This is a genomic window from Comamonas sp. MYb21 (genome assembly GCF_037479395.1).
GTDB lineage: Bacteria > Pseudomonadota > Gammaproteobacteria > Burkholderiales > Burkholderiaceae_C > Comamonas.
Genome location: NZ_JBBGZC010000001.1, coordinates 503,176 through 524,043, shown reverse-complemented (window position 1 = coordinate 524,043; position 20,868 = coordinate 503,176). Strand labels below are relative to the sequence as shown.

The 20,868-nt window shown below is 62.7% G+C and carries 19 protein-coding genes; 10 read left to right on the top strand and 9 right to left on the bottom strand.

Annotation, left to right across the window (positions count from 1 at the left end):
* From WH367_RS02365 to WH367_RS02325, 9 genes are all read left to right on the top strand, one after another.
* Positions 1-546 carry a pilus assembly protein PilP gene (locus WH367_RS02365; protein ID WP_021026119.1) on the top strand — a complete coding sequence of 182 codons (546 nt, stop codon included), beginning with the start codon at positions 1-3 and terminating at the stop codon, positions 544-546.
* A complete protein-coding gene (pilQ, locus tag WH367_RS02360; protein WP_339534016.1) occupies positions 543-2,663 on the top strand; it encodes a type IV pilus secretin PilQ in 2,121 nt (706 codons plus the stop codon). The genes WH367_RS02365 and pilQ overlap by 4 nt, the downstream gene beginning before the upstream one ends.
* A 21-nt stretch (positions 2,664-2,684) precedes the next feature.
* Positions 2,685-4,241, top strand: coding sequence for an Ig domain-containing protein (locus WH367_RS02355; RefSeq protein ID WP_021026117.1), 1,557 nt, complete (start codon positions 2,685-2,687; stop codon positions 4,239-4,241).
* Positions 4,242-4,358: 117 nt separating this feature from the next.
* Positions 4,359-4,916, top strand: coding sequence for a shikimate kinase (locus WH367_RS02350; protein WP_339519767.1), 558 nt, complete (start codon positions 4,359-4,361; stop codon positions 4,914-4,916).
* A gap of 40 nt (positions 4,917-4,956) precedes the next feature.
* On the top strand, positions 4,957-6,066 hold the full coding sequence (gene aroB / locus WH367_RS02345) for a 3-dehydroquinate synthase (RefSeq protein WP_339534015.1): 1,110 nt from the start codon (positions 4,957-4,959) through the stop codon (positions 6,064-6,066).
* Positions 6,067-6,091: 25 nt separating this feature from the next.
* Positions 6,092-7,291, top strand: a complete 1,200-nt coding sequence (locus WH367_RS02340; protein WP_445228058.1) for a deoxyguanosinetriphosphate triphosphohydrolase — start codon at positions 6,092-6,094, stop codon at positions 7,289-7,291.
* A gap of 199 nt (positions 7,292-7,490) precedes the next feature.
* Positions 7,491-8,120, top strand: coding sequence for a DUF1415 domain-containing protein (locus tag WH367_RS02335; protein WP_021026113.1), 630 nt, complete (start codon positions 7,491-7,493; stop codon positions 8,118-8,120).
* Positions 8,121-8,125: 5 nt separating this feature from the next.
* Positions 8,126-9,007 carry a class I SAM-dependent methyltransferase gene (locus WH367_RS02330; protein WP_027010716.1) on the top strand — a complete coding sequence of 294 codons (882 nt, stop codon included), beginning with the start codon at positions 8,126-8,128 and terminating at the stop codon, positions 9,005-9,007.
* Between the two features lie 227 nt (positions 9,008-9,234).
* A complete protein-coding gene (locus WH367_RS02325) occupies positions 9,235-11,268 on the top strand; it encodes a PhoX family protein (RefSeq protein WP_021026111.1) in 2,034 nt (677 codons plus the stop codon).
* Between the two features lie 84 nt (positions 11,269-11,352).
* Here WH367_RS02325 and WH367_RS02320 read toward each other — a convergent pair whose 3' ends face one another.
* The 9 genes from WH367_RS02320 to WH367_RS02280 form a co-directional block, all read right to left on the bottom strand.
* The gene (locus tag WH367_RS02320; protein WP_339534011.1) at positions 11,353-12,351 is read right to left on the bottom strand and encodes a Bug family tripartite tricarboxylate transporter substrate binding protein; all 999 of its coding nucleotides are present in this window, start codon (positions 12,349-12,351) and stop codon (positions 11,353-11,355) included.
* A gap of 98 nt (positions 12,352-12,449) precedes the next feature.
* Positions 12,450-13,784 carry a short-chain fatty acid transporter gene (locus WH367_RS02315; RefSeq protein WP_021026110.1) on the bottom strand — a complete coding sequence of 445 codons (1,335 nt, stop codon included), beginning with the start codon at positions 13,782-13,784 and terminating at the stop codon, positions 12,450-12,452.
* Positions 13,785-13,850: 66 nt separating this feature from the next.
* Positions 13,851-14,600: an SDR family NAD(P)-dependent oxidoreductase gene (locus WH367_RS02310; RefSeq protein ID WP_021026109.1), complete on the bottom strand. Its 750-nt coding sequence runs from the start codon at positions 14,598-14,600 to the stop codon at positions 13,851-13,853.
* Positions 14,601-14,620: 20 nt separating this feature from the next.
* The gene (locus WH367_RS02305) at positions 14,621-14,917 is read right to left on the bottom strand and encodes a YciI family protein (protein ID WP_021026108.1); all 297 of its coding nucleotides are present in this window, start codon (positions 14,915-14,917) and stop codon (positions 14,621-14,623) included.
* Between the two features lie 75 nt (positions 14,918-14,992).
* Positions 14,993-16,051, bottom strand: coding sequence for a cyclase family protein (locus WH367_RS02300; protein WP_021026107.1), 1,059 nt, complete (start codon positions 16,049-16,051; stop codon positions 14,993-14,995).
* Between the two features lie 80 nt (positions 16,052-16,131).
* A complete protein-coding gene (gene pcaD, locus WH367_RS02295; RefSeq protein WP_021026106.1) occupies positions 16,132-16,929 on the bottom strand; it encodes a 3-oxoadipate enol-lactonase in 798 nt (265 codons plus the stop codon).
* A 158-nt stretch (positions 16,930-17,087) separates the two neighbouring features.
* Positions 17,088-18,290 carry a 3-oxoadipyl-CoA thiolase gene (pcaF, locus tag WH367_RS02290; protein WP_339534006.1) on the bottom strand — a complete coding sequence of 401 codons (1,203 nt, stop codon included), beginning with the start codon at positions 18,288-18,290 and terminating at the stop codon, positions 17,088-17,090.
* Positions 18,291-18,327: 37 nt separating this feature from the next.
* On the bottom strand, positions 18,328-18,969 hold the full coding sequence (locus WH367_RS02285) for a 3-oxoacid CoA-transferase subunit B (protein ID WP_339534004.1): 642 nt from the start codon (positions 18,967-18,969) through the stop codon (positions 18,328-18,330).
* Positions 18,970-18,985: 16 nt separating this feature from the next.
* The gene (locus tag WH367_RS02280; protein WP_021026103.1) at positions 18,986-19,687 is read right to left on the bottom strand and encodes a 3-oxoacid CoA-transferase subunit A; all 702 of its coding nucleotides are present in this window, start codon (positions 19,685-19,687) and stop codon (positions 18,986-18,988) included.
* A gap of 310 nt (positions 19,688-19,997) precedes the next feature.
* Here WH367_RS02280 and WH367_RS02275 point away from each other — a divergent pair, with 310 nt between their 5' ends.
* Positions 19,998-20,822: an IclR family transcriptional regulator domain-containing protein gene (locus tag WH367_RS02275; RefSeq protein ID WP_339534002.1), complete on the top strand. Its 825-nt coding sequence runs from the start codon at positions 19,998-20,000 to the stop codon at positions 20,820-20,822.
* Positions 20,823-20,868: the final 46 nt, after the last annotated feature.

Below are 20,868 nucleotides of genomic sequence, written 5' to 3'. Positions count from 1 at the left end.
ATGCATACTTTGTCTAAATGGATAGGGGCTGCGCTGGCGGTATCGCTGCTGGCAGGCTGCAGTGACGAAGGCGATGACCTGCAGCAATGGATGCAGCAGGAGCAGGCGAGCACCCGGCCTTCGGTCAAGCCCATCAGCGCTCCCAAGGAGTTCGTGCCCCAAGGCTATCTGGCCAGTGCGACGCTCGACCCTTTCAGCAAGGAGCGGCTCGCAGCCCTGTTGGGTGGCAGTCCAAACGCACCAGCAACCATCTCGGATGCCCTGGTGGCGCCCGAGCGTGCGCGGCGCAAAGAGCAGCTTGAGTCGTTTCCGCTCGACACCATTTCCATGGTGGGTTTCTTGAAAAAGGGCGCGCAGGACGTCGCGCTGGTCAAGGCCGATAGCCTGATCTACCAGGTCAGCAAGGGCATGTACATGGGCCAGAACTACGGAAAGATAAAAAGCATCAGCGACAGCGCAATCACCCTGCGGGAGATTGTGCAAGACGGTGTAGGTGAATGGATAGAGAGAGATGCAGTGCTTGAGCTGCAGGAGGCCAAAAAATGAAGAAATTCAGTGTACTTATCCCTTTGATGGCCATGCTGCTGCCATCCTGGGCGCTGGCACAGGGGCGTATCAACAAAGTCTCGACTCTGGTGCGCGATGGCGTGGAGATGGTCAAGATTGAGACCGATGGTGCGCCGCTGGTCCTGCCAGAGACCTTCAGCATCCAATCGCCTGCACGCGTGGTGCTGGATCTGCCAGGGTTCAAAAGCGCAATGCCCAGCAACCGGGTGGAGCTCAACCAAGGCAATCTGCGTTCCTTGAATGTCGTGGAGACGGATACCAAGGCCCGTGTGGTGCTGAACTTGAAGGAAAGCACCAGCTACAAGACTGAAGTGAGCGGCAACGACTTGCTGGTGGCGCTGGAACCTGCTGCCAAGGCGGTCGCCAGCGTCAATGCGCAAAACACGCAGTTTGCCGAAGATGGCAATAACTATTCGCAGCCGCTGTCGGATCTGGATTTTCGCCGTGGTACCGATGGCGCAGGCCGTCTGGTGATCTCCTTGCCGAACAACAAGGTGGGCGTGAATATCTCCAAGCAAGGCGATGGCCTGACCTTGGAGCTGCAGCATACTCTGCTGCCCGAGGCGCTGCGCCGCAGGCTCGATGTGGCAGACTTTGGCACGCCAGTGGGCATGATCTCGGCACGCCAGTCTGGCAGCACCGTTTTTGTGCAGTTAAAAAATGCGGGTGAGTGGGAACACAGTGCCTACCAAAGCGACAACCAGTTTGTGGTCGAAGTGCGCCAGCGCAAGAGCGACCCGAACAAGCTGGGTTCATCGGGCACCTTCACCGGTGAAAAGCTGTCGCTGAGCTTCCAGAACATTGAGGTGCGCTCGCTGCTGCAGGTGATTGCAGATTTCACCAACTTCAATATCGTCACCTCGGACACCGTCAATGGCGCGCTGACGCTGCGTCTCAAGGACGTTCCCTGGGACCAAGCCTTGCAGATCATCCTGGATGCCAAGGGCCTGGGCATGCGCAAGTCCGGCACGGTTCTTTGGATTGCGCCCAAGGATGAAATCGATGAGCGCATCCAGAAGGACTTTGATGCGGTCGCCAAGCTCGAGGAAAAGGTTCCTTTGCAAACCCAGTCGTTCCAGCTCAACTATGCCAAGGCGACTGAGTTGCTTAAACAAATCACCGGCAATTCAGGCGGTGGCGGAGGTGCTGGTGGCACCCGAAGTCGGTTCTTGACGGCCCGTGGCTCGGCCATTGCCGAGCCCCGCACCAACCAGCTGTTCGTTACGGATATCCCTGCCAAGTTGGAAGAGTTCAGACGCCTGCTCGTGACCCTGGACATTCCCGTGCGCCAGGTGCTGATCGAGGCGCGGATTGTGGAGGCGCGCGACACCTTTGGCCGTGCGCTGGGTGTGCGTCTGGGTGGTGGCGATATGCGTGCTGCCAATGGTGGTGATGGCGGCTATAGCATTGGGGGGGGTAACCGTGTGGGCTTTGGTACCAGCTATGAGAATGCGGTGGGGACTACGGGAATGGGGGGAACCAATACCTCAACAGGGAATTTTGTCAATTTACCCGCATCGACGATTTCTGGGGTTACCGGTACTGGAACATTTGCGCTGTCTATTTTTAACTCCGCAGCCAATCGCTTTTTGTCGTTGGAGTTATCGGCGATGGAGGCGGATGGCAAGGGCAAGATTGTCTCCAGCCCGCGCTTGATCACGGCCGACCAGACCAAGGCGCTGATTGAACAAGGTACCGAAATTCCCTACCAGAACTCTGCGCAAAATGGTGCGACCACCGTAGAATTCAAAAAAGCGGTGTTGAAGCTCGAAGTGGTGCCTCAGATCACGCCTGAAGGCAGCATCATCTTGGATCTAGATGTCTCCAAGGATTCTCAAGGAGCGAACACTTCCGCCGGCCCTGCTATCGATACCAAGCACATCAAGACCCAAGTCTTGGTGGAAAATGGTGGGACCGTGGTGATTGGTGGTATTTTTGAGCTCACGGAGACACAGTCCACCAACAAGATCCCACTGCTAGGTGATTTGCCTGTGGTGGGCAATCTGTTCAAGAACAATCTTCGAGAATCGGAAAAGCGCGAGATGCTGGTGTTCATCACTCCGAAGATGATTTCAGACCGCGGTGAAATGCGTTAATTAAGATAGACAGGGAGAGTTATGAGAAATTTATTGAAGCCCTTGGTGCTGGTGGCGCCGCTGTTGTTGGCCGCCTGCGGCGGCGGCGGTGGCAGCGGTGGTGAAGCGCAACTGCAGTACAGCATCAAGCTGACGGCTGCTAAGGCAGCAGTTCCTGTGAACCTGACATCGTCCCTGCCAGGTTATGGTAGGGGTGATTACTACCCTTACATGTCCACTCTGTACATTCAGGCCAACGCAGGTGGCAATCCGATTCCAAACCAGGAGGACGGAGCCTTTGCCTGTAATATCACGTCAGGGCTGGATTCTGGTTCGCTTTACTACTTGGACGGCAAGGATGACCACACGGTGGATGTCGTCATCGAAACAGAGACCGTTAAAGTGCCCGGTGCTTATCGGAATATCACTTTAGGCTCTAATGCAGGCGGCGCCTCATTCCATATCATCTCGCACGAAATCGCTGGCGATGTCACCGTGCAGTGCAGCGTTACTGACCCGCGCGACAATAAGGTCTACACCGATCGCGCTACCGTGAAGGTCGGAGGCGGTAGCACCGCTACCCCTGCAACGGTCACGTTCACGAATCAGACCGAGTACTTGGGATCTCGTGACAACCTGAATGACATCCCTAATAGCGTGGTGGTGCAGGCTACGGTTAGAAACGACAATAACCAGCCCATCACCAGCATGGGCAATGCCAATCTGCAGGTCAGCATTGTGCCGAACGCCGCATCCGACGGCGCCAAGTTGTTCGCAGGGGGCCAGACGTATAGTGGTTCCATGCAGATCAGCACAGTCAATGGCATCGGCCAGTTCTCGGTTGCAAGCGGTCCGGCGTCTGGTGCTCTGTTGCTGCGCTTTACGGTAGATCGTGCAGACAATGACCTTACTAACGGCATTCAAGAACCAATCACCCAATACACTGTGATTCCAGTGGTGCATGGGCTGGCTTCCAGCGCGCTTACCATTCCTGCATCCGAGCTGGCTCAGACCGTGCAGAATGCTGAACCTTACGTCCATGCCTTGATTGCAGAAGGCGGTGTTGCTCCTTTCCTGTGGTCCACCAGTTCGACCTTGCCGACAGGTCTGAGTCTAAGCTCGAATGGTTTGATTTCGGGTACACCCAATGTCAAGGGTCCAGGCCAGTACACCGTCGTGCTGAATGTGCGTGACGCCAACGGTGCGACTGCGCGCCAAACCTTGGTGCTGACTGTGGTTGGCAACTTGCCTGACAATCCCGTGGCCTTCACCATCAATGGCTGCACCGGTTCTTCGACTTCGCCCTGCCCAATCTCCTCGGTGGAAGTGGGAACCTCCTACACCTACACATTTTCCGCCACAGGTGACAATGTGACCTGGGCTTTGGAGGGTGCACCTAGCTGGCTGCAAGTGGTGGGTCAAGGCTCTACGGGACGCATCGCGTCGGGTGCTCCTCTCACCTGTGCGGACGTAGCAACATATCGCATGTTTGTGACGGCAAAGAATGCAGCCAACTCGGTGACCCGTGAAGTCACGTTCCGTGTGACTGACACTGGCAATACGTGCACGCCTGTTACGCCACCAGTTACTACGCCGTAATTGCTTGCCTTTAGATCCCTCCGCGGGTCTGCCTCTAAAAACCTCCGGCAACCCCGGAGGTTTTTTTATGCCCGCCATTGCCCTATCATGTGCAGTCCGTTTTCAGGATCTAGCGCGATGGCACCTTCTGTGTGTTTGATTGGGCTGCCCGGCAGTGGTAAATCCACCATCGGCCGGCAGCTGGCACGCCTTTGGGGTGTGGATTTTGTCGATTCCGACCATGTGATCGAGGCGCAGCTGGGTTGCACGATCAAGGAGTACTTCTCGGCCCAGGGCGAGCAGGCTTTTCGCGATGTCGAGGCCCAGGTGATTGCCGCATTGGCGACACGGGAGCGGGCCTGCATTCTGTCCACCGGGGGCGGTGCAGTGCTGCGGCCCGAGAACCGTGCGGTGCTTCATGCCCACACAACGGTGTTCTACCTGCATTCCAGCCCCGAGGACATTGCCCGGCGCCTGCGCAACGATACCGGGCGGCCCTTGCTGCAGGGCGATGACACGCTCAAGCGCCTCAAGGACCTGCTGGCCGTGCGCGCGGCCCTGTACGAAGAGACGGCGCACTACACCATCGACACCTTGCGTTGCGGCACCGGCCAGGTCATGCGCAAGGTCAGCATGCAGGCCGAGCTCGCTGGCTTGGTGCCGCAGCTGGGCGCGAATCTGGCAACTCCCCGATAATGGGCGGGCGAAACCGTATAACTTCCCGACGCAAACACCTGTGACCGACACTGTTCATATTGATCTGGGCGACCGCTCCTACCCCATTCTGATTGCTGCTGGCTTGCTCGCCCAGGCGGACACCTTTGCGCACTGCCCCAAGGCCTCGCAGGCGCTCATCGTCAGCAATGACACGGTGGCGCCGCTCTATGCCCGCCAGCTGCAGGCCGCGCTGGCACCCCACTACCCCAAGGTCGAACTGGTAGTGCTGCCCGATGGCGAAGCGCACAAGAACTGGACAACCCTGCAAGGCATCTTTGATGCACTGATGCACAACGGCGCCGATCGCAAGACGGTGCTGTTTGCTTTGGGGGGTGGTGTTGTGGGCGATATGACCGGCTTTGCCGCTGCCAGCTTCATGCGTGGTGTGCCTTTTGTGCAGGTGCCCACCACCTTGCTGTCGCAGGTGGATTCGTCGGTCGGAGGCAAGACCGGCATCAACCACCCGCTGGGCAAGAACATGATCGGCGCCTTCTACCAGCCCCAGCTGGTGGTCTGCGACCTGGACACCTTTGACACCTTGCCCGCCCGTGAGTTGAGCGCTGGCCTGGCCGAAGTCATCAAGTACGGCCCGATTGCCGATATGGCCTTTATGGATTGGCTGGAGGCCGAGATGCCTGCGCTGATCGCCGGCGACAAGCGCGCATTGGCCCATGCGGTGCGCCGCAGCTGCGAGATCAAGGCCGATGTGGTCTCCAAGGACGAGCGCGAGGCGGACCTGCGCGCCATCCTGAACTTTGGCCACACCTTTGGCCATGCGATCGAGGCCGGCATGGGCTATGGCGTCTGGCTGCATGGCGAAGGTGTGGGTGCCGGCATGGTGATGGCTGCCGAGCTGTCCCAGCGTCTGGGCTTGGTCGATGCTGCCTTTGTGCAGCGTCTGCGCGCCTTGGTGGCCCGGGCCGGTTTGCCGGTGCGCGGCGCCATGTTGGATGCCGATGACAACGCGGGCCGCTATCTGGAACTGATGCGCCACGACAAGAAATCCCAGGCCGGCGCGATCCGCTTTGTGCTGATCGATGGCCCGGGTAAGGCGGTGGTGCGCGAGGCGCCCGATGCGCTGGTGCGCGAAGTCATCGACCTGTGCTGCGCCGGCGCAGTACAGGCCTGATCGGATGGACCGTCCCTCGCTGCTGATGCAGCCAGCCGAGCCCCAGCAGATCTGGACCGAGATGGGCCTGGCACCTTATGCTTGCTTCTCCCACCGCAGCCAGGGCCGTCTGCATGCGCAAGAGGCCGCGCCCACGCGCAGCGCTTTTCAGCGCGACCGCGACCGGATTGTCCACTCCACCGCCTTTCGCCGACTGGTCTACAAGACCCAGGTGTTTCTGAACCACGAGGGCGACCTGTTTCGCACCCGCCTCACGCACTCGATCGAGGTGGCGCAGCTGGGCCGCTCCGTGGCGCGGGCGCTGCGCATCAATGAAGACCTGACCGAAGCGATCTGCCTGGCCCATGACCTGGGCCACACCCCTTTTGGCCATGCGGGCCAGGATGCGCTCAATGCCTGCATGCAGGACTTTGGCGGCTTTGAGCACAATATGCAAAGCCTGCGCGTGGTCGATACGCTCGAAGAGCGCTACCCGGACTACAGCGGTCTGAACCTCTGCTTTGAGACCCGCGAAGGGATTTTGAAGCACTGCTCGGCCAAGCACGCGCGCCAGCTGGAGCAGCGCGAGCCCGGCGGTGTGGGGCAGCGTTTTTTGCTCGGCCACCAACCGGGGCTAGAGGCCCAGCTGGCCAATCTGGCCGACGAGATTGCCTACAACGCCCATGATGCGGACGATGGCGTGCGCTCGGGCCTGATCAGCCTGGAGCAGCTGATGGGCGTGCCGCTGTTTGCCCGCTATGCCCAGGAGGCGCTGGCCGAGTACCCGCAACTGCAGGAGCCGCGCTGGCAGCGCAAATGGCTGTATGAGGCCACGCGCCGCATGCTCAGTGAGCAGATCTACGATGTGATCCGCCACACCAGCGCCGGCCTGCAGGCTGCGCAGCCCGCCGATGTGGATGCTGTGCGCCAGCTGCCCGCTCTGGTCGGTTTCAGCAGTACGATGGCGGCCGAGTCGGCCGAGCTCAAGCGCTTTTTGTTCAAGAACCTGTACCGCCATCCGCAGGTGGTGCAGACCACCGGGCAGGCCAAGGTCGTCGTGCGCAAGCTGTTTGACATCTACCTGGCTGACCCCGCGCAGATGAAGCCGCGCTTTGCCGCCCGTGCAGCCGGTCTGGACCCGATTGCTTGCGCCCGTGTGGTGGCCGATTTCATCGCCGGCATGACCGACCGCTATGCACTGCGCGAGCATGAGCGCCTGACCGGCCAGCGCGTGCTGGTCCCCTGAGGGGTTACGCCTGCACGCTGGACATGGCTTAGCGCCGCAAGTGGCAAAGCGCCCCTCGCTACAATGGCAGGCCCAGCGTCAGCCTCTGCCTGCCTGCGGCCCTGCGCCGCCCTAGCGCCTAGCGCCCACCCCCGTTGCAGGGTGATGGCCCGCAGACAGCCCCCGCTGGCCACCCATAACTCCACCAGAAAGCCCCACGATGACCGATACCCATGCTGCGCCCGCGCCTGCGGATGAGGCCTTGCACCAAGTGGTGATCGCCGACACCGTGAACTGGCTGGAAAAAGCCGTCATCGGCCTGAACCTCTGCCCCTTTGCCAAGGGCGTACATGTCAAGGACCAGATCCACTATGTGGTGAGCGATGCGCAGGACGCCGAAGCGGTGGCGCATGATCTGCACCGCGAGCTCGAAGCGCTGGCCGAAGCCAATCCGGACAAGCGCGATACCACCTTGCTGATCCTGCCGCTGGCCCTGCATGATTTTCTGGATTTCAACGATTTCCTGGAGATCGCCGACGAAATGATCGAGGAGCTGGATCTGGGCGGCATCCTGCAGGTGGCCTCATTCCACCCGCTGTTCCAGTTCGAGGGCACCACGGTCGACGACGTGACCAACTGCACAAATCGTTCGCCGTACCCGATCCTGCACCTGCTGCGCGAAGAGAGCATCGACAAGGCCGTCGAAGCCTTTCCCGAGGCGGATGCGATTTACGAAAAGAACATGGACACGCTCGATGCGCTGGGCCTGGAAGGCTGGCTCGACTTGGGCGTGGGCCCGCGCTGCCCCTTCCCGCACCAGGGCGCTGCCAGCGACAAGGCCAAGGAATGAAAACGATGAAAGCACCGCGCGCCGCAGGCCGTAGCGCCACCAAGCCCGCCGCCCCCGATGTCGCCCAGCAGCTGGAGCTCAAGCCCGGCCAGTCGATTGAGTTGCTCAAGGCGCTGCACATCCTCACGCGCGATGGCAAGCTGAACCAGGATTCGCGACGCAAGCTCAAGCAGGTCTACCACCTCTACCAGTTCATCGAGCCTTTGCTCACCGAGCTGTCGGCACAAGACCATCCGGTCAGCCTGGCCGACCATGGCGCGGGCAAATCCTACCTGGGTTTTATCCTCTACGACCTGTTCTTCAAGAACCTGGGCCGTGGCCATATCTACGGCATCGAAACCCGGGCGCCATTGGTTGAGGCCTCGCAGCAGCTGGCGGCCGATCTGGGTTTTGCGCGCATGTCGTTCCTCAACATGTCGGTCGCTGATTCCACCCGTACTGATGCCGTGCCCGAGCGCTTTGATGTGGTCACTGCGCTGCATGCCTGCGATACCGCCACCGATGACGCCATCGCCTTTGGCCTGGAAAAGCGGGCCCGCGCCATGGTGCTGGTGCCCTGCTGCCAGGCCGAAGTGGCGGCCTGCCTGCGCCAGAACAAGGCCATGAGCCTGTCGCGCACGCCCCTGGCCGAACTCTGGCGCCACCCCATCCACACCCGCGAGATGGGCAGCCAGATCACCAATGTGCTGCGCTGCCTCTACCTGGAAAGCCAGGGCTACCAGGTCACTGTGACCGAGCTGGTGGGTTGGGAACACAGCATGAAAAACGAGCTGATTCTGGCCAAATACACCGGCCAGAAAAAGCGCGCGGCGGCCGAGCGCCTGCAGCAGCTCTTGGTTGAGTTTGGTCTGGACCAGTCTTTGCAGCACCGGTACCGGCTGGATTGAACAGCGAGGAGATCGGTGGGGTTTGGCGGCGAATGGGTGCTGCACCAACGACTCTGTTAGCCCCCGCCAGCGGCCTTGGCGCAGGCCTTCGCTGCAGGCTTATACCGCACAAACTTATCGCATCGATGACAGTGCTGTGACGTCATCGGAGATTCATAAAAGTCGCGTCGCCGCTTTCTAGACTGGGCCTTCCCTACGGTGGTTCAATAATCTGGAGAGTCGAAGCGATGAGCAAATCCATTTCCGACAAAGTCGTCCGCAACACGGATGGCAACACCCCTTTCAGCACCATTCTCGAAGCGAACATGTCGCGCCGTTTGGTGATGCGCGGCAGCCTGGGCTCGGCCCTGGCGCTGTTTGCCGGTGCCAGCATCTCCGCCTGCGGTGGCGGCAGTGATGGCGATGATGACAAGGCCGTCAAGCTCGGCTTTGCGTCGCTGCCCAACTCGATGACGGATGCCTGCGTAGTGCCCGCCGGCTATGTGGCCTCGGTCATCGGTGCCTGGGGTACGCCGCTCAACGACCAGGCAGCGCCCTGGAGCAATGAAGGCCGCAACACCTCGCAGGATCTGCTGCACTCCACCGGCATGCACCATGACGGCATGCACTACTTCCCGCTGGCCGGCAGCTCCAGCGAAGGCCTGCTGGTCGTCAACCACGAGTACATCGACGAAAAGGCCTTGCATCCCAACGGCCCCACCTCGGTGGCTGGCAAGCGCCCGGCTGAAGAGGTGCGCAAGGAGGTCAATGCCCATGGCGTTGCTGTGATGCATGTGCGCAAGCAGGGCAGCCAGTGGGAGATTATCCAGAACTCGCGCTACAACCGCCGCTTCACCTCCGCCACGCCGATGAACCTGTCCGGCCCTGTGGCGGGCACCGACTGGGTCAAGACGCCGTTCTCCACCACCGGCAGCCAGGTGCGCGGCACCAACAACAACTGCGGCAATGGCACCACCCCTTGGGGCACCTACATCACCGCCGAAGAAAACTGGGCCGCCTGCTTTGTCAACACCGGCGAGCAAACCGCCGCGCAAAAGCGCGTGGGCGTGCAGACCAAGCTGGGCCGCTACCAGTGGGAAACGGCCGCCGGCGATGCGACGGAGCAGCAAGGCGAATTTGCCCGCTTCAACATCACCGCCACTGGCGCCGATGGCCTGCAGGACTGGCGCAATGAGGTCAACGGCTTTGGCTACCTGGTCGAGATCGACCCCTACGACCCCGGCAGCACGGCCACCAAGCGCACCGCGATGGGCCGCTTTGCCCACGAAGGCGCTGCCTACGGCATCCCGGTGGCGGGCAAGCCGCTGGCTTTCTACAGCGGTGATGATTCGCGCTTTGAATACATCTACCGCTTTGTGTCCGAAGCGCTGTGGGACCCCAAGGATGCCGAGCGCAGCGACCGCATTGCCGTGGGCCACAAGTACCTGGACAAGGGCACCCTGTACGTGGCGCGCTTTGATGCCGAAGGCAAGGGCGAATGGCTGGCGCTGACCCCCGCCACCAAGGGCAAGGACGGCCGCAGCCTGGGCGAGGCCTTTGGCAATATCGATGCCATCCTGATCAACACGCGTGGTGCGGCCGACTTTGTCGGTGCCACGCCGATGGACCGCCCCGAGTGGACCGCCGTGCACCCCAGCAATGGCGATGTCTACCTGACCCTGACCAACAACACCAGCCGCAATGCCGAGCGCGGCACCAACCCCGCCAACCCGCGCCTGAACAATGTCAACGGCCATATCGTGCGCTGGCATGACGACGCTGGTGCCAACACCTTCCGCTGGGACATCTTTGTGTTTGGCTCGGACGCGGCGGGCAATGCCGACACCAACCGCTCGGGCCTGACCGAGCTGAACCAGCTCGCCAGCCCCGATGGCATTGCTTTCGATGACCGCGGTATTCTGTGGATCCAGACCGACAACGGCATCGATGGTGGCCGCAACAATGCGGTTGCCAAGGCCACCAACGACCAGATGCTGGCCGTGGTGCCGGGCGCCTTGAAGGATGCCAAGGGCACCGGCCCCGTCATCAATGCCAGCAACCAAGCCGAGCTGCGCCGTTTCTTTGTCGGCCCGAACGAGGCCGAGATCACCGGCTTTGCCTATACCCCCGACCACACCAGCATCTTCCTCAACATCCAGCACCCGGTGAACTGGCCCGCCTATGGCACGGCCGATGCCACCCGCGCGCCCGATGGCACGGTGCGCCCGCGCTCGTCGACGGTGGTGATCCAGAAGGCGGACGGCGGCCCGATCGGCGTCTGATCTTTTAGTCAGCCGCCATAGAAAAAGCCGCCGGTCCTGGGCGTCCAGGATCGGCGGCTTTGCTTTGTGCGATTGGGCTGTGGATTAGCCTGCGGTCGCGCCCGAGGTCTTCACCACTTGCTTCCACTTTTCGTTTTCAGCAGCGATGAACTTGCCAAATTCGGCCTGCGATTCGGTCACCACTTCGCCGCCCTGGTCGCCAATTTTCTTGATCACGTCAGGCTTTTGCAACACCTTGATGATGGCGGCATGCAGCTTGGCCTGCACATCGGCGGGCGTCTTGGTGGGGGCGAACAGGCCAAACCACGAAGTAGCCTCGTAGCCGGGCACGCCGGCTTCGGCAACCGTTGGCACATCCGGCAGCTCGGGCGAGCGCTTGGCGGTGGTCACCGCCAGCGGGCGCAGCTTGCCAGAACGCACATGCTGGATCGCAGAGGGCATGTTGTCAAACATGATCGCAATCTGGTTGCCCAGCAGGTCGGTCACGGCCGGCGCGCTGCCCTTGTAGGGGATGTGGATCATGTCGACCTTGGCCATCATCTTGAACAGCTCACCGGAGAGGTGGATGGAGCTGCCGCTGCCCGAGGAGCCAAAGTTCACCTGGCCGGGGTGGGCCTGGGCGTAGCTGATCAGCTCCTTGACGTTCTTGAAAGGCTGCGCAGGGTTGGCCACCAGCAGGTTGGGCACATTGGCCACGCGGGTCAGCGGCACAAAGTCTTTGTTGGGGTTGAAGGGCATCTTCTTGTAGAGCCATTCATTGATCGCATGCGTGCCCACGGTACCCATGAAGATGGTGTAGCCGTCGGCCGGCGCACGCGCTGCAAACTGGCCGCCGATATTGCCACCGGCACCGGCGCGGTTGTCGATGATGACCGGCTGGCCCAGCTCCTCGCCCAGCGACTGGCCGACGATGCGGGCCAGGATGTCGGTGGTGCCACCGGCCACAAAGGGCACGACCATGGTGATGGGCTTGTTCGGGAAGGCCTCAGCTGCAAAGGCTGCTGGCAGCAGGGCGGCGCCCAGGCTGGCAGCGGTGATGGCTTGCAGCACGGTGCGGCGGGCGTTGAGGCGGATGGTGTTCATGGGTATCTCCAAAGCAAGGTGAAAAAGGCTGCCACTTGTTTTGTCAATGCTTGTTGGGTCTCGCGTGACAGCCGGAGGAAGGGAAGGTCTGGCCCGGTTTATGGCCAGAACAGGGAGGAGCCGATGTAGATGGCCCCCACGACGAACATCGAGACCACGGTGTAGCCCATGATGTCCTTGAGCTTGAGCTTGGACAGCGCCAGCGCCGGCAGGATCCAGAAAGGCTGCACCAAGTCGTTCCAGCCATTGCCCAGCATCACCGACATGGCGGTGTGGGCCTGCGATGCGCCCAGGGTCTTGGCCGCTTCGATCATGAAGGGGCCTTGCAGCACCCAGTGGCCACCGCCCGAGGGCGCAAAGAAGTTGATGAAGAAGGAGCTCACCAGGCCCCACAGCGGCAGGGTGTAGGCGGTCGAGAAGCTCACAAACACATGGGCGATCGATTCGACCAGGCCCGAGGCATGCATGATGGCCATGATGCCGGCGTAGAACGGGAACTGCAAAATGATGCCGCCAATGGTCTTGACGCCTTCATTGACCTTTTCCACATATTTCATCGGCGTGCCCAGCAGCAAGATGCCCAGGAACAGGATGAAGAAATTGATCATGTTCAGATCCAGGCTGCCGTTCTGCATGAAGTGCATCGCCACAAAGGCCATGCCGGTCAGGCCAATCAGCCAGCTCAGGATGCGGCTGTTGTTCAGGCGGCCGGCAAAGGTCTTTTCATCGCCCAGCAGGTTGGCGGCCGATGGGCCCTTGGCCTCTTCGTTGCTGGCCAGCTCGGGGCTGATTTCGGTGATCTTCTCACCGGCCTTGGGGTGCATCGCGGCGTTGATCAGCGGCAGCACGATCAGCACGGCCAGGGCCGTGAGCAGGATGTGGGGCGAGAAGATGGTTTCGCTCAGCGGGATGATGCCCATCTGCTTTTCAAAGCTGTGGCCCTTGGTGGAGATCAGCACCGGAATGGTCGCCGACAGCCCCAGGCTGTACATCGTAAAACCCGTGTAGGCCGAGGCGATGATGAGCGGGTAGTGCACGCCCTTGACGCGCACGGCCAGCTTCTTGGCCATGATGCCGCCAATCACCAGACCGAAACCCCAGTTGAGGTAGCTGCCCACGCAGCCCACGACGGTGGCCATGATGATGGCGCCACGCGGCGTGTGCACCATGCCGGCAATGCGGTTGAGGAAGCGGTCCACCACCGGCGCGGCGGCCAGCACATAGCCCATCACCAAGATCACCGCCATCTGGGTGGTGAAGGCCAGCAGGCTCCAAAAGCCCTTGCCCCAGTCCTGCACCACCAGGTTGATGGGCCGGCTCTCCACAGCAAAGGCCAGCACCATGGTCAATAGCGTCAGCAAGATCGCGAACACAAAGGGGTCGGGCAGATACTTGCGCATCAGCTCGGTGAAAAAAGCGGTGATTTTTGACATCAATGTCTCTTGTTATCGGTGGTTGGAGCAAAGGTGGGCCGGTACCAGACAGGCCCACGAAAAAATTTAGACCGGTGCCACGCCCACGGTCATGCCGCCGCAGACATAGAGCGCCTGGCCGGTGACAAAACCGCTGCGCTCGTCGAGCATGTAGGCCACGGCATGGGCCACGTCATCGGGCGTGCCCACACGCTTGACGGGCACAGACTGGATGATCTTTTGCGTGCGCTCGGCACCCGGCGGGTTGGCCTTGTCGAACAGCTCGGTACGGATGGGGCCGGGGCCAATCGCATTGGCGGTGATGCCCCATTGACCCAGCTCCAGCGCCCAGACGCGGGTCATGCCGATCAGGCCGGCCTTGGTGGCAGCGTAGGCGGTGCGCAGGTCCTTGCCCAGCGCAGCGCGCGAGGACATGTTGACGATGCGGCCAAAGCGCGCCTCCTGCATGCCCGGCAGCAAGGCCTGCATGCACTGGAAGGCGCAGCGCAGATTCAGCGATACGGCCAGATCAAATTCGGCCAGAGTCTGGCTGGCGGCGTCGTTGGGCACCACGATGCCGACGTTGTTCACCAGGCGGGTGATGGGGCCGCCAGCGAGCGCTTCGCCCAGCGCGCGCGCCGTGTCTTCGGCGCTGCTGAGGTCGGCCTGGATCGCGACAAAGCCTGCCGGCACCTGGTCAATCTGGCGGTCGATGATGACCGGGTCATAGCCATCGGCATGGCAGCGCAGCGCAGCGGCTGCACCAATGCCGGCGCCGCCGCCGGTGATGAGCACGCGGGGGCGTGCGGGAGTCGATGGGGTCGATGGAGTGGACATAGCAGTTTCCAAGAAAGGCGTCACAGGCAGCACTGGCCGGCCACATAGGCCTTGCGCCAGCGCGTGATGCGCACCTGGGCAAACAGTGCAGCCTGGTAGAAGGGATCGGATTCGATAAAGGCCTGGGCTGCTTCGCGCGTGTCCAGGTCCACCACATAGAGGCCACCGCCCATGTCGCTGCCGTCGTCCTGCAGCTTGGCGCCGCAGGCCAGCAGCAGCTCGGCGTTGCGCGCCAGAAAGTCCAGATGCGCCGGGCGGTGGGTCTGGCGCACGGCCTGGTGTTCGGGCTTGTCGAAAGTCTCAATGATGTAGGGCATGGTGGCTCCGGGGTAGGGCGCGGCAGGCGTGCTTAGGACGGCTGCCGCTGTAAAACGGGTCTCTGAATGCCGGTCTCAGACCGTGGCAATCGGGGTCACGGGCGAGGCAATGGCGCCGGGCAGGTTCAGCGGTGGGGCGGTCAGCAGAAAGCGGCTGCGGCCATGGGCACGCAGCCACTGCGCCAGCGGCGTCAGGTGCCAGAGCTCACCCAGGTGCAGGCCCAGCTTGAACAAACAGTGCTCATGCAGCGGCAGCGCGGCGCAGCAATCGGCACCGGGCTGGGCCGGATGGGCTTCGACGGCATAGTTGTCGGCAGCGATCACGGCGATCTGGCTGTCGCTGATCCACTGAAGCAGCTTCTCGTCGCGGCCATTGAGCACCGCGCAGCTGTTGTTCAGCACCACCGGGTCGGGGTTCTTCTGCATCGCCAGCACGGCCTGGGCAAAGCCGGTGTGCAGGCAGAGCATGTCGCCGGGCTCGATCTCCAGCCGGTCGGCCTCGATCACGCGCATCCACTCGTCGTAACCGATCAGGCTGCGGGCATCGCCGTAGTGCGCATGCAGGTCCAGCATCACGCCCCGGCCTTGCACGCCGTTCTGCGCCATGCCCTCGATGCCCAGCGCCTTGGCGCAGCTGGTGCTGCCGCTGCTCTCGGCCGTGGGCATGCCGGTGTCGCTGACCAGCAGCGGCCCCAGCACATCGCGGCCAGCAGCAAAACCGTTGTAGTAGAGCGGCTCGGGCACACCGTCGCCATTGGCATCGAACAGCTGGCCGGCATGGGCCAGGCCATCCCACTGGGTGGAATACTGCAGCGACAGCACGGCCATGTCGTCCGACAGCACATCGGTGCGGCCGGGCTCCAGGTCGCCCAGCAGGCAGTTGAAATTGACCAGGCCCTTGCGCTGCAGCGGGCGCAGCACAGGCGGCTTGCGGTTGGGGTTGAGCGCGCTGCCGCCGGGGTAGTCGAGCGGCAGGCTGAGTGAAAAGCGCAGGCCTTCCTGCACCTCGGCCACGCCCTGGCGCACCTTGGCGGCCGTCAACAGGTTGAGGCGGCCCAGCTGGTCATCGGGGCCGAAGTCGCCCCAGGTCGATCCTGCAGGGCGCTGCTTCCAGCGTGGATTGGCATCGGACATGCTTGTCTCCTTGGTTGAGGAAGGGCTGCAGCGAGCGGTTGTTGTTCTTGGTACCCGTCTGCATGGTTTGAGGCTTTGCCTCAGTGTTTTTGCAAAAAGCTGCCCAGTGCCAGGTCAAAGGCCTGGGGCACTTCGAGGTTGGACAGGTGCGAGGCCGGCACGGTCGCCAGCTCCGAGCCGGCGATGGCGGCATGCATGGCCTGGGCATCGGCCACCGTGGTGACCGGGTCGGCGCTGCCGCCAATCAGCAAGGTGGGGGTCTGGATGCGGGCGATATCGGCACGCAGGTCCTCCACAGCCAGCGCTTCGCAGCAGCTGGCATAGCCTTCGGGGGCAATGCCGGCAATCCAGGCCTGGGCGGCCCGCACCACCTGGGGCTGGCTGGCGATAAAGCCTTCGGTGAACCAGCGGCTGGGCGATGAATCGGCCAGGGTCTGCATGGCGGCCGTGCCATTGGCACGCACCAGCGCAGCGCGGTCGCGCCAGCCGGCTTCGGCGCCAATCTTGGCCGCGCTGTTGGCCACGGTGATGCTGCGCATGCGTGCGCCGGCATGCACGCCCAGCCAGAGCCCGGTAAGGCCGCCCATCGAGATACCGCAGAAATGGGCCTGCTCGATGCCCAGGCTGTCCAGAATGGCCAGCACATCGCCGCCCAGTTGTGCGAACTGGTAGGGGCCTGGGCTCAGCACGCTGGCGCCGTGGCCCCGGGTGTCATAGCGCAGCACGCGGTACTGGCTGCTGAAGGTACGGGCCTGGGCATCCCACATGTCCAAGGTGGTGCCCAGCGAGTTGGAGAAAACCAGCACCGGCGCGCCCTCAGGGCCTTGCAGATCGATGTTGAACATGCCGGTCGCAGTGGTGATTTGTTGTGTTGCCATGGCGTTCTGTCCTTCAAAAAGTGCCCCTGCATCGCTGCGCGGGCGTGGCTGCGCCAAGGTGGGCGAGGCAGCAGCGCTGGTGTTGGGGGGGAGGGTGTCGGGGGGATGCGGGGCAAGGCGCGGCCTTGGCAGGCCCGCGCTTGCCGCCGCAGTGGGCGTCAGACTTTTTCGAGAATCACGGCAATGCCCTGGCCCACGCCGATGCACATGGTGCACAGCGCGTAGCGGCCACCCAGTGCATGCAGCTGGTTGACTGCGGTGGTCGCGAGGCGTGCACCCGATGCGCCCAGCGGGTGACCCAGCGCAATCGCGCCGCCCCATTGGTTGACGCGCTGGTCGTCGTCCGCAATGCCCAGGTCGCGCAGCACAGCCAGGCCTTGGGCGGCAAAGGCTTCGTTCAGCTCGATGACATCCATGTCGGCCAAGCTCAGGCCAGCCAGCGCCAGCACCTTGCGCACGGCAGGTGCCGGGCCAAAGCCCATGATGCGTGGGGCCACACCGGCCGTCGCCATGGCCACCACCCGGGCACGCGGGGTCAGGCCGTATTGCTGGGCGGCTTCGTCATTGGCCAGCAGCAAGGCGCAGGCGCCGTCGTTCACGCCCGAGGCATTGCCGGCCGTCACGGTACCGCCTTCGCGCACCACGCCCTTGAGCTTGGCCAGCGCTTCGATCGTCGTGGCGCGGGGGTGTTCGTCCTGGCTGATCACCAGTGCGTCACCCTTTTTCTGCGCAATGGTCACGGCCACGATCTCGCGGGCCAGGTGGCCGGCAGCGATGGCCGCTGCGGCCTTTTGCTGCGAGGCCAAGGCCATGCGGTCCTGGGCGTCGCGCTCGATATTGAAGTCGTCGGCCACGTTCTCGGCCGTCTCGGGCATGGAATCGACGCCGTACAGCGCCTTCATCTGCTTGTTGACAAAGCGCCAGCCAATGGTGGTGTCGTAGACGGCATTGTTGCGGCTGAAGGCGGATTCGGCCTTGGGCATCACAAAGGGGGCGCGGCTCATCGATTCCACACCCCCCGCGATCATCAGGCGTGCTTCGCCGGACTTGATGGCGCGGGCAGCGGAGCCCACGGCATCCAGGCCCGAGCCGCAGAGGCGGTTGACGGTGGCGCCGGGCACCTCGATGGGCAGGCCCGCGAGCAGGCTGGACATGCGGGCCACATTGCGGTTGTCTTCGCCGGCCTGGTTGGCGCAGCCGTAGATGACATCGGTCACGGCCGTCCAGTCCACACCGGGGTTGCGCTCCATCAGCGCCTTGATGGGTACGGCGCCCAGGTCATCGGTGCGCACACCGGCAAGCGCGCCGCCGTAGCGGCCAAAGGGGGTGCGCACAGCGTCGCAGATATAGGCGTTGGTCATCTTGGTCTCCTTGGATGAATACAGATCGGCGCTGCGCTTAGAGCAGGCTCAGGCCAATCATTTGTTCGAGTTCGGCCTTGTCCAGACCTGCAACGGTGTCGATAAGCTTGAGGCCTTGGGGCGTGACCTCGATGGTGGCCACATCGGTGTAGATGCGCTTGACGCAGCCAATGCCGGTCAGCGGATAGCTGCATTGCTTGACGATCTTGCTCTCGCCCTTCTTGGTCAGCAGGTCCATCATTACCCAGGTCTGTTTGGCACCAATGGCCAGGTCCATCGCGCCGCCCACGGCCGGAATGGCACCAGCTTCACCGGTGCTCCAGTTGGCCAGGTCGCCGTTCTCTGCCACTTGGAAAGCGCCGAGCACGCAGATGTCGAGGTGACCGCCGCGCATCATCGCAAAGCTGTCGGCATGGTGGAAGAAGCTGCCACCCGCCAGCAAGGTGACGGGCTGCTTGCCGGCGTTGGTGAGGTCATAGTCTTCCTCGCCAGCGGCGGGTGCCGGGCCCATGCCCAGGATGCCGTTTTCCGACTGCAGGATGACTTCGCGGTCCTTGGGGATGTGGTTGGCCACAGCCGTCGGCTGGCCAATGCCCAGGTTCACGTAGGCGCCATCATGGATGTCCTGCGCCACGCGGGCGGCCAGTTCGTCTTTCGTGCGTTTTTGGTAGCTGCTCATGGTCTTGTCTCCTGCTTCAGGCTGTTTTTTTGAAGCCACCGGCTTGCGTGGCAACGCGCTCGATCTTGATGACCTGGTTGACATAGATGCCAGGGGTGACCACGGCCTCCGGGTCGAGCTGGCCCAGCTCCACGATCTCATGCACGGTGGCCACGGTGTACTTCGCCGCAGTAGCCATCACCGGGCCAAAGTTGCGGGCCGATTTGCGGTAGGTGAGGTTGCCCCAGCGGTCGCCTTGCTCGGCCTTGATCAGCGCCACGTCGCCATAGATGGGGTACTCCAGCACATAGTGCTTGCCATTGATCTCGCGCGTTTCCTTGCCCGCTGCCAGCTCGGTGCCGTAGGCGGTGGGGCAGAAGAAGGCGCCGATGCCGGCACCTGCCGCGCGCATGCGCTCGGCCAGATTGCCCTGGGGCACCACTTCGAGCTCGATCTTGCCGCTGCGGTAGAGCTCGTCGAACACATAGCTGTCGACCTGGCGCGGAAAGCTGCAAATGATCTTGCGCACGGCGCCGGTCTTGAGCAGCGCCGCCAGGCCCGTGTCGCCATTGCCAGCGTTGTTGTTGACCACCGTGAGATCGCGCGCACCTTGCGCGATCAGGCCATCAATCAGGGCTGCGGGAATGCCGGCGGTGCCAAAGCCGCCGATGAGCACGGTCGAGCCGTCCTGGACGCGGCTGAGGGACTCGGCAATCGAGTCCGAAATCTTGTTGATCATCTTGTCTCCTGGTTCTGAACACGGGTCGCAACAGGCTGCTGATCCCGCTGCGGCATGGTCGCGCTGCGCTGGGGCAGTGCCTGTACCGCGTGCGACAAATGCAATGCCGAGGCTGCCTGCGCGAAACCTGGGAATGCATTTGAGAGGATCGGCGGCCTTTGGTAGGGCTCTTGGATGAAATGTTCGTATATAGAACATTAGTTCGCTAAAAGAATTATAGACTGCCTGATAATCCGCTACCCGATGTCCCTGCGATTTGCTTTTGTATTGCCAGGGACCCGCTCCACGCCAACGACCAAGATTGCGGCCTATGAAAGAAGAAGACCCGACCCTCCGCCCCAGCGACAGCTATGTGCAGTCCTTCGCGCGCGGGCTGGAGGTCATCCGCAGCTTTGGCGCGGCAGCGCCCCGCCAGACCTTGACGGAAGTGGCCGAGGCCACCGGCATGACGCGTGCCGGGGCGCGCCGCATTTTGCTGACCTTGCAGACCCTGGGCTATGTGCGGGTGGAGGGCCGTTTGTTTGCGCTCACGCCGCGCATCCTGGATCTGGGCTTTGCCTATCTGTCGTCGATGCCGGTCTGGAACCTGGCCCAGCCGGTGATGGATGCACTGGTCGAGCAGACGCACGAGTCCTGCTCCATCGCCGTGCTCGATGGCCAGGATGTGGTCTACGTTTTGCGCGTGCACACGCACAAGATCATGAGCACCAACTTAGGCATGGGCTCGCGCCTGCCGAGCTTTTGGACCTCGCTCGGCCGGGTGCTGCTGGCCGAGCTGCCGCCGCAGGAGCTGCAGCCCTTGCTCGATGGCCGCGACCGCACGATGTTCACCCGCTTCACCCTCCAGGACGATGCCCAGCTGCTGGCCGAGCTGGCCCAGGTGCGCGCGCAGGGCTGGTGCCTGCTCAACCAGGAGCTGGAAGAGGGCCTCACCTCGGTCGCGGCCCCCATCCGCAATGCCAGCGGCCAGGTGGTGGCTGCGATGAACATCAGCGGCCAGGCCAACCGCACCACGCCCGAGATCATGCAGGGCGAGCTGCTGCCCCAGCTCTTGCAGGCGGCCGGGCGCGTCTCGGGCCTGCTGGGTTACCAGCCGGGTCGGGGCATCGGCGGCAAGATAGCACCACGCTGCTGAGCGGCGGGCGCCGCTGCGCGCTTGGGCTCCAGCCTCATCGTTCCCC